The following is a 14,991-nucleotide window of genomic DNA, read 5'->3' as shown; positions in this document are numbered from 1 at the left end:
GCCACTCACCATGCCAGGGGCAACGCTTCGAGGCTGGGCACCAGCCGCCCGCGCAGGAACGTGATCTGCGGCTCCGGCACCGCGAACCGCAGCGCCGGGATGCGGGAGATGAGCGAACCGAGCGCGGTCTGCATCTCCACCCGGACGAGCTGAGCGCCCATGCAGTGGTGCGCGCCGTGCCCGAGGGACATGTGCGGGTTGCTCGTCCGGTGGAAGTCGATCTCGTCCGGATGGTCGTAGATCTTCGGGTCGGTGTTGGCCGAGTACGTCTGGATCGCCACCGCCTCACCGGCCTTGACGGTCGTGCCGCTGAGCTCGACGTCCTCCACCGCCATCCGGACCCAGCTCGCCTGCTTGGCGATCGGGATGATCCGGAGCAACTCGTCGACCGCCTTCGGGATCAGCGAGAGGTCCTTTTGCAGCTCGGCGAGTTTCTCCGGGTGGTTCAGCAGCGTGTAGACGCTGTTGCCGATCGCGTTGGCGGTGGTCTCGTACCCCGCTATCAGCAGCGTGACGGCGAAGCCGACCAGCTCCGTCTCGCTGAGCCGGTCGTCCTTGTCACGGGCCCGCACCAGCGACCCGAGCAGGTCGTTGGTGTCCTGCTTGCGGCGTTCGGCGATCAGCTCGGAGAGGTAGAGGTAGAGCGACTGGCCGGCCGCCATCACGACTTCCTGCGGGTAGGCGCCGTTCGAGAGCATCTGGTCCGACCAGGTCCGGAACTTGGTCTGGTCCTCGACCGGCACACCCAGCAGCTCACAAATCATGATGATCGGCAGAGGCAGGGCGAAATCCTCCATCAGATCGGCCGGGGCGCCCTTGGCCAGCATTTTGTCGATCAGATCGTTGGCGACCTCCTGGGTGCGCGGGCGCAGGGCCTCCATCCGGCGGCTGGTCAGCGCCTTGGTCGCCAACCGGCGCAGGCGGGTGTGTTCCGGAGGGTCCATCAGCATGATGACGGGCTGGTCCTGGATCGCCGGGAGGACCCGGGGGACGTCCTTGCCGAGCGTCGCGCTGCGGCTGAACCGCGGGTCCACGAACACCTTGGCGACGTCCTCCCAGCTGGTGGCCAGCCAGGTCTCCCCGCCGTAAGGCATCCGGACCCGGCCCAGCTCACCGGCGTCCCGTAGCCGGTTGTACTCGGGGTGGACCTCGAGTCGCCGCATTTCGGCGAAAGGATAAGGGCAGGCCTTACGGGCCTCCCCCGGATCGGTCGTCGACATTCTTTTCTCCGTTCACACGCGGACGGCGATCTGGTGCCGGTAGCTTTCCATCGGCAGGCTGTCCATCGGCGGCACAAGGCCGAGTCGGCTGAGCATTTTGACCGAAGCAGGCGGCTGGTAGTCCGCGAACGTGCCGCCGAACACCGTGATCTGGCTGTGCAGGGCGAGCGTGCGCGCAAGCCAGTTCATCCGTTGCTTGTTCAGGTTGCGGCGGAGGCGACTGCCCGGGGCCATCCGCCGGCGCACCGCGGCACGGACCTGATCGGAGATGTCGTGATCGCTGACCCACTCCAGCTCGGGTATCTCCGCTGTGATCCGCCGCATCGCCTGGAGGCGCTGCCGCGTGAACACGTCGATGTGCGACAGCGCGCCACCCGGGCGCAGCACGCGCGCGGCTTCCCGCAGGAAACGTCCCAGGTTCGGGTAGGTGTGCGAGCTCTCGATGTTGACGAGCACATCCACCGAGGAGTCCTCGAAGGGCAGTTCCTCGGCATCGCCCTGAACGAACCGCAGGGTATCGCCGCGGGACAGCGTGGCGGTGGCGCTGGCGATCGCCTTCGGTGCCAGGTCCAGCCCGGTCATCCGGGCGGTGGGGACGAGACGGGACAGGAAGTTGAGCCCCTCCCCCATCCCGCAGCCGACCTCCAGGACCGTCCGGCCGTCGCAGCTCTCCAAACCCTTTGGAAGGTCGCGCAGGGCCAGGTAGTAGAGCTGTTCGCTGAATCCGTCGGTGCCGTACTCGGTGAATCCGGGTAGCCTGGCCTCGATCTCGGCGACGAACTCGGAGTTGTGCACGCCCCAGTTCCACAGCTCGCCCTTTGCGGACATGCCGGCGGCGAAGTCGTAGATGGAGGAGCTGGCGGACTTGAAGGTGGCGGCCTTCGTCTCCGCCTGCGGGGTGCCGGATTCATCGAGATTGATGTTCTCGATACCGCTGGTGAAGGCGGTCACGACGTCGGGTTGGATCATGCGGGTCTCCGAATTCGCCGGATCGGTTCGATCATTGCTCCAGTGGATGAACGCGCGCGAGATGGTCGGTCACCACTACAGCGAGTACGGATCGAGGACGTCCTCGGGCGTCGACTCGATCGCCATCTTGCGGCCGAGGCCGAGCTCGTCGGCGAAGCCGAGCAGTACGTCGAGGGCTATGTGATCGGCGAACGCGCTGCCGGTCGAGTCGAAGACGCTCAGGCTCTCCCGGTGCGGAGCGGCGATCTCGGGCGCCGCGCACAGGTCGGCCAGCGACGGGCCGAGCTCCCGATCGGGCAGCTGCTGGAACTCGCCCTCGGCGCGAGCCTGCCCGGGGTGGTCGACGCAGATGAACGCGTCGTCGAGCAACGCCTTGGGCAGCTCGGTCTTGCCCTGCTCGTCCGCGCCGATGCCATTGACGTGCAGATGTGGCGGACGCGGTCCGGCCGACACCACCGGCCCACCGCCGACCGGTACCGATGTGACGGTGCACAGGACGTCCGAGGTCGCCATCGCGGTCGCCGCGTCGGTGACCTCGACGGGCACCTTGAGAAACGCGATCCGGCCGGCGAACGACTCCGCGTGCTCAGCCTTGACGTCACTGATCAGGATGCGTTCCAGCGGGAGGACGCGGCTGAGGGCGTGTGCCTGGGTGACCGCCTGGGCGCCCGCGCCGGTCAGGGCGAGGGTGGCGCTGCCCGGCCGGGCGAGCAGCCGGGTGGCGACAGCCGCGACCGCACCGGTCCGCATGGCGGTGATGGTGCCGGCGTCGGCGAGCGCGACCATGCTTCCGCTGTCGTCGTCGAGCCGCGACACGGTCCCGACGATGGTCGGCAGGTTGAAGCGCTCGAAGTTCTGCGGGCTGTAGCTGACTGTCTTCATCGTCACACCGATGCCCGACGCGCGGTGCGGCATGAACTCGATGACGCCCGGAACGTCGCCGCCGCGGGCAAAGCCGGTACGCGGTGGCGGCTCGTTGGTCTCGCCGCGGCCCAACCGCGCGAAACCCCTGTGCACCTCGCTGATCAGACGATCCATCATGACGTCGCGGCCGACCACCGAGAGGATCCGCTTGATGTCACGCTGGCACAGAACCTTGGTCTGCATGTCACCTCTCTTTCGTGCGCCTGGCCCGGCGGGGTCTCAGGGATCTCGTCCTCACCGGCGCCGGCACGCAAGGCAGGTCACGAGCGGACATCGGCGACGCTAGCAGTCGGCTGACAACCATCACCCCCCCAACTCCCCCCTGGATGATTCCGCAGCTCCGGGTGGTCGTTTGTAGGGGGTTGCGGGATCTGACTCGCCCGTATTTTCTTCCTGGTACACGCCGGGGAACGGCGGGGAAGGGTGAGGCAATTGACTCCGCCGGTCACGGCACCGTACAGCCGCTTCGAGAAGATCGGGGCGTCCGATCTCGACGGCGACGAGACACTTCTCGGCGTCATCGAACATCGCGCTGGACACACCGGAGTTTCACTGGCCGAGGGCTACCCCCGGACGGCCGTACACACGACGACTCGCGAGGACGAGTCGTTCGCCGAGGCGTGGCACGCGGAGGGACCGAAGGAATCGGGCAGCCACGGGGGCGTCGCCTGGGCTCGGACGGCCGACTACCTCTTCGGCGTCGCCCGGGTGCCCGAGGGCGACCGGTACGCGGCCGGCACCGCGGCCGTCTACACCGGAATCTTCGACCTGATCGGGACACTGGGATACCCCAGTCTGGCCCGCACCTGGAACTACGTCAGCGGGATCAACACGCCGAACGCCGACGGCCTCGAGGTCTACCGGGACTTCTGCGTGGGCCGCGCCGAGGCGCTGGACGCCCGCGGGATCGACCCGGCGACCATGCCGGCGGCGACCGGCATCGGCGCCCACGGCGGCGGCATCACGTGCTACTTCATCGCCGCACGCGCCGGTGACCGGGTCAACATAGAGAACCCGGCTGTGCTCACGGCTCACCGCTACCCGCAGCAGTACGGCCCCCGCCCACCGGTCTTCGCCCGCGCCACCTGGCTCTCGCCGCCGGGGACGGACGACGGCCGGCTCTTCATCTCCGCGACCGCCGGCATCCTCGGTCACGAGACGGTGCACCACGGCGACGTCACCGCGCAATGCGAGGTATCGCTTGAGAACATCGCCCGGGTGATCGGTGCCGAGAACCTGGGGCGGCACGGGCTCCGCCGAGGCTACTCTCTCGCCGACGTCGATCACTTGAAGGTCTACGTACGCCACCGCGAGGATATTTCGACCGTCCGTCGGATCTGCGCCGAGCGCCTCTCCCGCGAGGCCACGGTCGCCGTACTGCACACCGACATCGCCCGCACCGATCTGCTGGTCGAGATCGAGGGTGTGGTGGCGTGACCCCGCCGAGATGACCTGGAAGGACCACCGATGAGCACCGAAGCTCAGCAAGAGAGCACGCCCACCGCGCGCTGCCCCTTCTCGATCCAGGACGGGCACCGCACGATCCTGGAGACCGGCACGATCGGCGCGCATGAACTCTTCGGCGTCAGGCAATGGCTCGTGGCCGCGGCCGAGGACGTCAAGCTGGTCACCAACGACCCCCGGTTCAGCTCGGCGGCACCGTCCGGGATACTCGGCGAGCGGCGCCCGGGCTGGTTCTCCGGGATGGACTCGCCGGAGCACAACCGCTATCGGCAGAAGATCGCCCGGGACTTCACCCTGCGGGCCGCCCGCAAGCAGGAGGAGTTCATCATCCAGGCGGCGGACGCCTGCCTCGACGACATCGAGGCGTCCGGTCCCGGCACCGACCTGGTTCCCGGGTACGCCAAGCGCCTGGCGTCCCTGGCCATCCACGACCTCTACGGCCTGAATGAGGAGGAAGGGCCCGTACTGGAGGGCCAGATGCGGGCCATGGAGGGCGGCACCGACATGGAGAGCATCAAGAGACTGACCGACGAATTCTTCGGTCACGTACTGGCACTGGTGCGTGCCAAGCGGGAGCAGGCGGGCGACAAACTCCTGCACCGGCTGGCCGAGGCCGGCGAGGACGAGATCCTGCTCAGCGACGACGAGGCGACCGGGGTGTTCGCCACGCTGCTGTTCGCCGGGCACGACTCGATGCAGCAGATGGTGGGCTACTGCCTGTACGCACTGCTCTCCCATCCCGAGCAGCGGGCGGCTCTGCGGGAGAACCCGGACCTGATCGACGGCGCGGTCGAGGAGCTGCTGCGCTACCTCCCGCTCAACCAGCTCGGCGTGCCGCGGGTCTGCGTCGAGGACGTCGAGCTGCGCGGCCAGACCATCAGCGCCGGCGACAGCGTCATCCCGCTCTACTCGACGGCCAACCGCGACCCCGGCGTCTTCGCCGACCCCGACACGTTCGACATCACTCGCAGGCCCGAGCACAACTTCGCTTTCGGGTACGGCATCCACAAGTGCCCGGGCCAGCACCTCGCCCGCGTGTTGATCAAGGTCGCCGCGCTGCGCCTGTTCGAGCGCTTCCCGGACGTGCGGCTGGCCGGCGACGTGCCGATGAACGAGGGCCTGGGCCTGTTCAGCCCGGCCGAGCTGCGGGTCACCTGGGGAGCGGAGTGAGCCCGTCCGTGCAGACCATCAAGCTGCCGAACGGCAAGACCGTCGCACACGTCAACCCGGGCGAGGCGCGGTTCCTCTACCAGGAGATCTTCGCCGAGCGGTGCTACTTGCGGCGCGGTCTCGAGCTGCGAGCAGGTGATGTGGTCTTCGACGTCGGCGCGAACATCGGCATGTTCTCGCTCTTCGCCCACCTGGAGTGCCCCGATGTCACGGTGCACGCCTTCGAGCCGGCGCCGGTGCCGTACGCCGCGCTCAGGGCCAACGCCGAGCGGTACGGCATCGCGGGCCGGTTCGAGCAGTGCGCGGTCTCGGACGTGGCCGGCCGCGGCACGATGACGTTCTACACGGATACCACGATGATGTCGGGCTTCCACCCGGATCCGGCGACCCGCACGGAGCTGCTGCGCAGGCTCGCCATCAACGGCGGGTACAGTGCCGAGGCCGCCGACCGGATGCTGGCCGAGCTGCCGGACACCAGCCAGGTGATCGAAACCTCCGTCGTGCGCCTCTCCGACGTCATCGCCGAGCGGGGCATCACCTCGATCGGCCTGCTCAAGATCGATGTGGAGAAGAACGAGCGGCAGGTGATGGGCGGGATCGACGCGGCCGACTGGCCGCGCATCCGCCAGGTCGTCACCGAGGTGCACGACATCGACGGAAGGCTCGACGAGGTCCTCACACTGCTGCGCGGGCAGGGCTTCACGGTCCTCAGCGAGCAGGAGCCGCTCTTCGCCGGCACCGACATCTACCAGGTCGTCGCCCGCCGCGGGGACGCCTGACCACACGCCGCCCGTTCCCCCTTCCCGAGCGGCGCGGTCTCGTGTCGTCCGCGGCTATTCCGCGTTGGCGAGTTCGGCCGGCAGCTGCTGGCGGCCCTTGACTCCCAGCTTGCGGAAGACGTTCGTGAGGTGCTGCTCCACTGTGCTGGCCGTGACGAAGAGCTGGTCGGCGATCACGCGGTTGGTCTGGCCGCCGGCGGCCAGCGACGCCACCCGCCGCTCCGCGTCGGTCAGCGACTTGATCCGCTGCGGCAGGCCGGATTCCTCCGGCCAGCCGGGGCCTCCGGGCTTGGCCCCGAGCCGGCGCAGCAGCGGGGTCGCGCCGCACTGGGCGGCCAGGTGCCGGGCCTGCCGAAGCAGTCCCCGCGCCCGGCTGTGGTGCCGGAGCGCGCTCAACGCCTCGCTCAGGTCGGCGAGCACCCGGGCCCGCTCGTACCGGTCGTTGCAGGAGAGCAGCAGGTCGGCCGCCTCATCGAGCAGGTCGACCCGCTTCGCCGGCGGGCTGTACGCCGCCTGTGCCCGCAGCGTCAAAGCGCGGGAACGGGGTCCCATCGCACGGGTGAGCTGCTCGTCGATGAGCCGCCGGCCCTCGTCCCGGTCGCGGCCGTGCAGCAGCGCCTCGGCGGCGTCGACGCGCCACAGGGACAGACCCGGCACGTCAACGCCCCAGTTCTGCATACGTTCCCCGCAGATGCGAAACGCCGTGTACGCCGCCTCGTGCCGGCCCGTCGCGAGGCTGTACTGGCCTCGTGCCGAGAGCAGGTGCAGGCCGTACAGGCTGTCCTGGATGGCCTGCGGCAGCGGCTCGGCGAGCCACTTCTCCGCCCGCTCGGTCTCGCCCAGCCGGATAGCGGCGGCTACCGCACTGCTCAGCGGTAACGCGGCGGTGACGCCGAGCGATGACAGCCGCCGGTGGTCCAGAATGGCGCTGCCCGCCTCGACCGCTGCGGCCAGGTCGCCGCGACGCAGCGCGGCCTCGGCGCGCGGCCCCGCGTAGCCCGCCTCCTCCTCGTTCGACGCCCCGGTCTCGGAGACGAGCTTGTCGGCCCAGAGCTGAGCGGTGTCGGTGCTCTCCGCGTACAGCAAGGCCGTCAGCGCGGCCAGGGCAGTGGTGCCGACCGCCGCCGAGTCAGCGTGCTTCAGGACGTTCTCCGCCTCGGCGGCGGCAAGCTCGGGACGACCGCGCAGGGCCGACATGACAGCGTTATCAGCGGTCGCGGAAAGCCGGGCCGCCTTCGGCAGGTTCGCGAGTTCATCCGGCGGGACCGGACGCGGCTGCCGATCCGGGCCGGACGCGTCCGGGCTGACCAGCGCGAGCGATACCTCGGCGGCCCGCATATGGGCCCTGTCCCGGTCGGTGACCGCACGCGGGCGCTGCGAGGCCAGCACCTCGGCTGCCTCGCCGGACCGCCCGCCGACGGCCAGCCAGCGGATCACCAGCGCCGCGTACTCGGGGGAAAGCAGACCGGCACGGGCGGCGACGGTCAGCTCGTCGAGGTGCCGGCTGGAGGCCAGCGGATTGCGGCGGCGCTCGATCGCCACGGCCTCGACCCGCAGCGCGGCCCGGGTGACGGCGTCGTCGGAGGCCTGGTGGGCCAGTTGCAGATAGTCGGACGCGGCGTCCAGTTCGCCGCGCACATGCAGCTCCTGGCCGGCCTTGGCGAAGAGCTCGGCGGCCTTCGGGCCGTGCATGAGACCGGCGCCGACCTGGTGGTGCGCGACCACTTCAACGGGTACGTCATCCAGCACTTCCAGAGCGGACCGGTGCAGGCGGCGTCGTTCCCGGGCGGACATGTCGTTGAGTACGACCGAACGGGCCGCCGGGTGCGGGAATCGCAGGTCGTGCAGCAGGCCGCCTTCGGTGAGGATCTCGGTCGCCTCGCCCACCGCGTCCGCGTTGAGCCCGCTGATCCAGCGCACCAGGGTGGTGTTGGCGCTCTGGCCCAGCACGGCGGCCACCCGAGCGACCCGCAACGGGACCGGGCCGCAGCGGTAGAGGGAACCGAGGTACGCCAGCCGGTACGCGCGGCCCGCGTTGATGCCCGTCTCCCCCGTTGCCCAGGCCTCCCGCACATCCTTGATCAGCCCGTGGCTGAGGTTCAGGTTGCCGCCGGTCGCCCGGCACAACCCCGTGAGCACGTCCTCGTCGACGTCGGGACCGAGGCCGGCGCGGGCCAGCTCGGCGATGTGCTTCGGGTTGAGCGGGCGCAGCGCGATCTCGCGGTGGTGCCCCAGGCTGAGCAGCTCGGCCTGGAACTGTGAGTGGGCCGGGGTGAGCCGGCGCAGCTCGGTGAGGACCATGGCGATCCGGGCCGAGCCGACCCTTCGGGCCAGGTGGAGCAGGCAGTTCAAAGAGGCGGTGTCGGCGTGGTGCACGTCGTCGATGCCGATCAGCACCGGCCGTTCGGCGGCGAGCGCCAGCAGGGTACGGGTGAGGTCGCTGCGCAGCCGGTTCTCGGCCTCCGGCGACAGATGCTCGCCCGGGAAGGCCATGGTGGCCGGATCCGGTACCTGGGAGGCGAGCGCCGGGTTGTCGATGAGCTGACCGATCAGGGCGTACGGGAGCGCCTGTTCCTCCTCGGAGCAGACCGCGCGTAACGTGATGGCGTCGCCCTTCGCAGCGGCCGTGTCGAGCAGTTCGGTCTTGCCGCAGGCGATCGGTCCGGTGATGGTGACCACCACACCCCGGCCGTTGCCCGCCTGGCCTACAGCCTCCTCCAGTCTTCTGAGCTCGTCATCGCGGGCGTCCAGTTCATAGCTCTCCACGGCAGGCATCACCTCACGTCGGACAACCCAATTGCTTTCCACCGCAAAGTATGTGACAGCGGACTCTTCTGCGGCTGATCGACGAGTACATTGCGGAGTTCTAGTGGGGTTCTGGCCAAGCGGCCTGTTCGGGCCTTCATATGGGCCGGAAGAGCCCGGGGGTTGCCTGTTTCGCAGCCTAGGAAGATGCACACAACACGAACTTGAACCACACCGCCGTCTGGTGGAATATGACCGCCACAAGACAAAGCCGGAGCAACACAGGCGAAGGGACCGGCGGATGACGAACGGCGCTGGAGTGGGCGATGGATCGCGCGGGGTGTTCTCCGTGGACTCCACCGTCCCGGGCGCGGCACCACAAGGATTTTTCCAAGCCTTCCGGCGCGGGTGGGACGCGGAGCTCGGCGACGGCTTACCACTGCGGAGCTTCAACCGGGACGTAACCGGTGACTTCCGGGTCAAGAGCCGCGCCGCCAAGGTCCGCGACCTGGCGTTCACCGATCTCCACAGCATGTCGGCCATCCGGACCGCGCACGCCCTGGGCGGCGTGGAGGATCGCGTACGGATGTACGTCGTGAAACGCGGCGCATGGACGTTGCAGGGTTCGCGCGATCGGGACCGGCACACCGTGGCGGCCGGGCAGTTCCTCCTCCGGCACGTCGGGCAGCCGTGGCGCTTCGAGGCGGCGCCGCACACGACGGTGAAGATCCTCCTCCTGCCCCCCGCGCCGCTCACACCACTGCTGGGGAACCGGGCCATCACCGGGCCGGCGGATTCGGCCGAAGTACGCCTGCTGGTGGCCCACGCGAATATGGTGTACGAGACCATGACCGGCCTCGGCCCGGCCGGTGTGCAAGCCGCCCACAGCACCCTGCTCGAACTGGCCCAGGCGGTGGCGAGGCGTCGGTTCGACGACGCGGAACCCGGGCTGGCTCCCGCGCTCGCCCAGGCCGCGAAGGATCTCGCGGACAGCCACCTCACCGACCCCGAGCTCTCTCCCACGATGCTGGCGCGTGAACTCAATGTCTCCTTACGCACCTTGCAGCGGGCGTTCACCGTGGCGGGAGAGTCGCTGATCGCCTACATCCGCCACCGGCGGCTGGAGGAGGCCCGCCGCGCTCTCATCGCCTCGGCCGGCAGGCTGAGCGTCTCGGAACTCGCCGCCCACTGGCAGTTCGCCGACAGCAGCCACTTCATCCGGATCTTCAAGAAGACCTACGGCCAGACGCCCGCCAAGTACGCCCGCTCGACCGGGCTGACCGAAGTCTGAACCCGCCCGCTCAACAGGCGCGGCAGGCTCAGCCGACGGGGCCACCGTCGAACTGCTCCACGGGGGCCACGTCACCGGCCGGTGCGGCCCCGCTCGTGGCCGCGGGCCGCCGGTCGAGCCCGAGCACCAGCGGTACGGCCAGCATGCTGATCGCGGTGAGGAACACCCAGGGCAGCGCGGCACCGCCCTCCAACAGCGCTGTGAGCAGCGCCGGGGCGACGGCACCGCCGACCGACCAGGACATCTGGTAGACGCCCAGATAGCGGCCCCGCAGATGCTCGGGAGCCATCACCACGCTCAGTTCGCTGGTCGGCGGCGAGCTGAGGATCTCGGCCACGGTGTAGAGCACCATCGCGATCAGCAGCCCGGCGATCACCGCCCAGCCGGGCAGCACGAGCAGCGTGCCGAAGACGACGAACGCCGCCGCGTTGAGCAGCAGGGCCAGCACCAGCACCGTCACCGGCCTGCGGGCCTCGATCCACCGGCTGGCGAGCGTCTGGAGCAGCGCGACCATGGCCGCGTTCAGCACGACGAGCACGCCGACGATCCAGGCGCCGACATGGAGGTCGTCCGCCGCGTAGACGGCGAGCAGCACCATGATCACCGTGGAGGCGAAGACGAAGGAGATGTTCGTCGCGACCAGCCGCAGATACCGGGTGTCCTTCAGCACGGTGCGATAGCCGCCCGCGGGTTGTCCGGTGGTTTCGCCCGCCGCCTGCTCCGGCCCGGCGGGCTTCGGCTCCGCGGGCCCGGCGTCGGCCGCCCCGCTCGTGTCCGCGCCCCGGAAGGTGATCATGAGCCATCCCGCGACGGCGAAGGAGACCACGTTGATCACCATGACCGCCCGCAGCCCGGCGACGGTCCCGATGCTCAGGGCCACCGCGGACGCGGCGCCGCCGAAACCGACGCCGACATTGCGCAGGGCACGGACGAAGCCGAACCAGCGGGCCCGCTCGACACCCCGGGCGACCAGCACGATGAGCGGACTGTTGCCCATCCAGAAGGCGGTGGAACCCAGTTGCACCACGAACTGCCACAGCACGATCTGCCAGGCCGCGTGCGAGAACAGGAAACCGATGAATCCGGCCACCGAGATCCAGTTACCCGCGGCGACCACGATGCGCGGACCATATCTGTCCAACAGCAGCCCGATAATGGGCGGAATGGGCAGGGCGAGCAGCTGGCCGACGGTCAGCGCGGCGCCGACGGCGACCAGTGACAGCGACGTCGTCTTCACGAAGAAGACGACGGTGAACGCCATCACCAACCCGTTTCCCAGGCTGTCGATCAGATTGGCCGTGACGAATCGGCCTTTTCCCGCGAGGTCCGGCAGACCCCAGGCCGTATGAATCCGCCGCCACGCCGAAGGCGCGGGGGAATGCCGCGGCGTCATGACTTCTCTTTACTTCGCCGCATCGACGGGCGATTCCCCCGCGGCAGGCACTTCGCCCCCGGCGGGCGGCTCGCTCTGGTGGAAGACGGCCGCGCTGCGCGCCTTGGCATGCGCCGCGATGGAGATGATGCCGCCCGAACCGGCCGGCACCACCTTGGCGAATGCTCCCGCACAACCGTGCGGGGTGTAGAACATGCCATAGGCCGCATGCCATTCCTCGGTTTCCCCGGACACCGGGTCCACCACGAGCTCGGGCCGGGGGACCACTCTCTGTTGCACGACACATCCTTCGGCGGCAGAGTCCTCCAGAGCCCGCCGCCAAGTGGCGTCGTCCGTCTCCCAGCCCACCACCGCGCCGACTCCGCCACCGCGCCCGTTGACCTTCAGGATCAACTGCTCGCGCCGCTCCAGGCATTCGTCGATGAGGTCGGTGTCGGTCTTGAGCGCGTCAGTGTTGATCAGCCGGGTCCAGGGCAGCACCCGGTCGATGATCCGGCACTCGTCCTCGCTGAGGTCGCGCCGCCGCGCCGGGTCCGAAAGCAGCGCCATGCAGGCCTTGTTGGCGAACATGTTGCTGGAAAGCGGGGTCCACAGCAGCGTCTCGCCCGCCTGGTGCGCACGCAGCAGGGGCGCGACCAGATCCCAGCCGCCGGGTTCCTCGGCGATCTGGTCCGGGACGAAGGAGCGGTAGACCACGTCGATCTTCGTGTCCCCGAGGTAGAGCGCCCCGCCACGTTCGTGCACGTCGGAGACCTCGGCCACCAGGATGTCGAGGCCCGCCCAGCGCAGTGCGGACTGGAAGTTGAGCCAGAGCTCGCCGTAGTCCGCCAGACCGCCACGCCATTCCAGAAGGGCCACCACCGGCTCACGCCCGGGTGCCACCCGGGCGCCGAAGTGGCGCAGCGCCTCCACCACGGCGCGAATGGGATGCACGTAACCAAGCCGGTTCCGGCGCGCGAAGTCGGCGAAGGCGTCAATCTCCATCGTGGCCCGGGAGATTTCACTCGCGAGGCCCCAGCCGCCGGCCTCGCTCCCCAGATTGAACTCGAGGAGTTTGAACGAGGTGCCGTCGTGATACATGTCGGCCCGGCCGAACTGGGGTGGCAGTACGTCACCGAACCGCCGTATCACTTCCCAGCGGCCGTCGCTGATGCCGAGCACCGACCGGAATGCGTCCAGATCGCCGCCGAACATCCGGTCCGGCAAGGAAAAGACCGTTTCGATGAGGTGCTGCAGGTCATCGGCGAACTCGCGAAGCTCACGCTCGGCGACGAAGAGGGGCCTGGCCAAATACTCGCCGTGCCACGGTGCGAGCGTCGGGAAGTCCTTGACGTGCTGGGCGACCGTGGGCAAATCGCTGCCCGGTGTGCGGAACTCCTCGTTGTACTGGGCTGTTACCCGCTCCGCCGACATGAAGTCTCCAACTCCCGCTCGATGGTGACTGAGCCCCTCAGCCCGCAGGAGTCAACGTTTCACCCCGATCTCATGCGTGACTCAATTGCGGCTCAATTCCCGGCCAACGGCCCCTGTGGGCATGGAGCATCTGTGTTAACACTAGAGTCCTTGAACACCCGAAGGAAATGGCTCTGCAGCAATGGGGGAAGGTTTATTTGCGGCCATGCCGCGCCGCTGTCGGCCGTGGCGGCCGAAGCGCGGCAAAGGGGTTTCCGAGCCCGAAGTCGAGCACGTCTTCTCGCTGCCGGGCACGGTCGGGCAGAAACTATGGGAGGCGCCATGACCGCCACGACGGACACTTTCGCCGACGCCATCGGCGGGCTCGGGGACACCGAGTGGGACCGGCTCGCCGACGGCAGGTTCTACTCGTCGGCGCTGTGGCTGCGCCAGTGCGCCGTCCTCGAGCCCGGGTCGGTCTCCGGCGGACTGCATGTGGAGACCCCGGGCGGCGGCCGGGCCGCGATCCCCGTGGCGGCGGTGGCCGACGAGCCCAACCCGCAGCTGCGATGGCATGACCTGCTCACCGCGCACGGCCTGCCGGCGCCCGAGCCGGGCGGCCTGCTCATCGGCCAGCGCCGCGGCTATCTGGCGCACCTGCTGACCGGTGAGGGGACCGATCGGACCGAGGCCGCCGCCGCGGTGCTCGACGCGGTCCGCGCCCTGCGCTCACCCCTGCACGAGGAATCGAAGATCGCCCGCGTGGCGATGTACCTGACCACCGAGGACGTGCGGGCGCTGCGCGCGGCGGGGGTGCGGACCGCCCCGGTCGCGCTGAATACCGACGCCTGGATCGAGATCCCGCCCGGCGGCTACGACGCCTGGCTGGCGTCGCTGTCGGCGCACCGGGCCCGCCGTATCCGCAGCGAGACACGGAAGTTCGAGAAGGCCGGATACGAGGTGGAGCACCGGACGCTCACCGAGTCCTGGCAGGACGTCGCCCGGCTGCTGGCCCGTTCGCTACTGCGCTACGGCAGTACTGTCGACGTGGCCCCGATAGCCGAGTCCTTCCGCGAGCAGGGTGAACTCGCCGGCTCGCGCGCCGAAGTGGTGCTGTGCTCGCGCCTCGGCGAACCGCCCGTCGGGTTCTGCCTGTACTACCGCTGGGGCGACACCGTGTACCTGCGGGCGCTCGGCTTCGACCACGACCGACTCGTTTCGGCCGCCGAGTACTTCAACCTCACCTATTACATGCAGGCGCGGCTCCCGGGAGTGCGCCGGCTGCACGCGGGCACCGGGACCGCGGAGGGAAAGGCCCTGCGCGGCGCGACGCTCCGGCCGCTGTGGCTGCTGGATCTGTCCGAGGACAGCCCGCTGGCCGGGTACGACGGGGAGATCCGCGAGCACAACCGCGCCCTGCTCGCCCGCCTGCGCGACTCCTCGCCCGCGGTTTCCGACGCCCTGGAATACGAGCTCTGGGAGCCGTACTGCTGACTCCTGGCCTCCCGCTTTTCCCATCAAGCTTTTGCCGCAGCTCGCTTGAGTCGCGGTTGAGCCGCTTCGAGTGATTCCGTGCCAGACTCGGCCCATGCTCCACGGGCGTGCTGATCAATCTCTGATCGAACGGGTAAGGCAAATTCGCGG

The 14,991-nt window shown here is 69.2% G+C and carries 11 protein-coding genes; 5 read left to right on the top strand and 6 right to left on the bottom strand.

Annotated elements, in window-relative coordinates; all coding sequences use genetic code 11:
- Positions 1-5 precede the first annotated feature (5 nt).
- The 3 genes from ACMTAK_RS43120 to ACMTAK_RS43110 form a co-directional block, all read right to left on the bottom strand.
- Positions 6-1,163 carry a cytochrome P450 gene (locus ACMTAK_RS43120; protein ID WP_413811178.1) on the bottom strand — a complete coding sequence of 386 codons (1,158 nt, stop codon included), beginning with the start codon at positions 1,161-1,163 and terminating at the stop codon, positions 6-8.
- 69 nt (positions 1,164-1,232) lie between these two features.
- On the bottom strand, positions 1,233-2,171 hold the full coding sequence (locus ACMTAK_RS43115; protein WP_413811177.1) for a class I SAM-dependent methyltransferase: 939 nt from the start codon (positions 2,169-2,171) through the stop codon (positions 1,233-1,235).
- Positions 2,172-2,264: 93 nt separating this feature from the next.
- Positions 2,265-3,296: an ornithine cyclodeaminase family protein gene (locus tag ACMTAK_RS43110; protein ID WP_413811176.1), complete on the bottom strand. Its 1,032-nt coding sequence runs from the start codon at positions 3,294-3,296 to the stop codon at positions 2,265-2,267.
- Positions 3,297-3,545: 249 nt separating this feature from the next.
- On the opposite strand from ACMTAK_RS43110, the gene ACMTAK_RS43105 reads away from it, so the two are divergent.
- From ACMTAK_RS43105 to ACMTAK_RS43095, 3 genes are read left to right on the top strand one after another with little or no spacing between them, the layout of a single operon-like run.
- Positions 3,546-4,550 carry an FkbO/Hyg5 family chorismatase gene (locus ACMTAK_RS43105; RefSeq protein WP_413811175.1) on the top strand — a complete coding sequence of 335 codons (1,005 nt, stop codon included), beginning with the start codon at positions 3,546-3,548 and terminating at the stop codon, positions 4,548-4,550.
- Between the two features lie 30 nt (positions 4,551-4,580).
- The gene (locus tag ACMTAK_RS43100) at positions 4,581-5,747 is read left to right on the top strand and encodes a C9 hydroxylase cytochrome P450 (RefSeq protein WP_413811174.1); all 1,167 of its coding nucleotides are present in this window, start codon (positions 4,581-4,583) and stop codon (positions 5,745-5,747) included.
- An 8-nt stretch (positions 5,748-5,755) separates the two neighbouring features.
- Positions 5,756-6,526, top strand: coding sequence for an FkbM family methyltransferase (locus ACMTAK_RS43095; protein ID WP_413811173.1), 771 nt, complete (start codon positions 5,756-5,758; stop codon positions 6,524-6,526).
- Between the two features lie 54 nt (positions 6,527-6,580).
- Here the strand turns inward: ACMTAK_RS43095 and ACMTAK_RS43090 are convergent, their stop codons facing one another.
- A complete protein-coding gene (locus tag ACMTAK_RS43090) occupies positions 6,581-9,292 on the bottom strand; it encodes a helix-turn-helix transcriptional regulator (RefSeq protein ID WP_413811172.1) in 2,712 nt (903 codons plus the stop codon).
- A 280-nt stretch (positions 9,293-9,572) separates the two neighbouring features.
- On the opposite strand from ACMTAK_RS43090, the gene ACMTAK_RS43085 reads away from it, so the two are divergent.
- Positions 9,573-10,562, top strand: coding sequence for a helix-turn-helix domain-containing protein (locus ACMTAK_RS43085; protein ID WP_413811171.1), 990 nt, complete (start codon positions 9,573-9,575; stop codon positions 10,560-10,562).
- 28 nt (positions 10,563-10,590) lie between these two features.
- Here ACMTAK_RS43085 and ACMTAK_RS43080 read toward each other — a convergent pair whose 3' ends face one another.
- Positions 10,591-11,955, bottom strand: a complete 1,365-nt coding sequence (locus ACMTAK_RS43080; protein ID WP_413811170.1) for an MFS transporter — start codon at positions 11,953-11,955, stop codon at positions 10,591-10,593.
- Positions 11,956-11,964: 9 nt separating this feature from the next.
- Positions 11,965-13,368 carry a hypothetical protein gene (locus tag ACMTAK_RS43075; RefSeq protein ID WP_413811169.1) on the bottom strand — a complete coding sequence of 468 codons (1,404 nt, stop codon included), beginning with the start codon at positions 13,366-13,368 and terminating at the stop codon, positions 11,965-11,967.
- Between the two features lie 321 nt (positions 13,369-13,689).
- Between ACMTAK_RS43075 and ACMTAK_RS43070 the strand changes: the two genes are divergently transcribed.
- On the top strand, positions 13,690-14,841 hold the full coding sequence (locus ACMTAK_RS43070) for a GNAT family N-acetyltransferase (RefSeq protein WP_413811168.1): 1,152 nt from the start codon (positions 13,690-13,692) through the stop codon (positions 14,839-14,841).
- Positions 14,842-14,991: the final 150 nt, after the last annotated feature.

Origin of the sequence: Streptomyces lacaronensis, assembly GCF_047337785.1 — a bacterium.
Taxonomy (GTDB): domain Bacteria; phylum Actinomycetota; class Actinomycetes; order Streptomycetales; family Streptomycetaceae; genus Streptomyces; species Streptomyces lycopersici.
The sequence above is the reverse complement of the archived record's forward strand: the minus strand, read 5'-3'. Positions and strand labels throughout refer to the sequence as shown.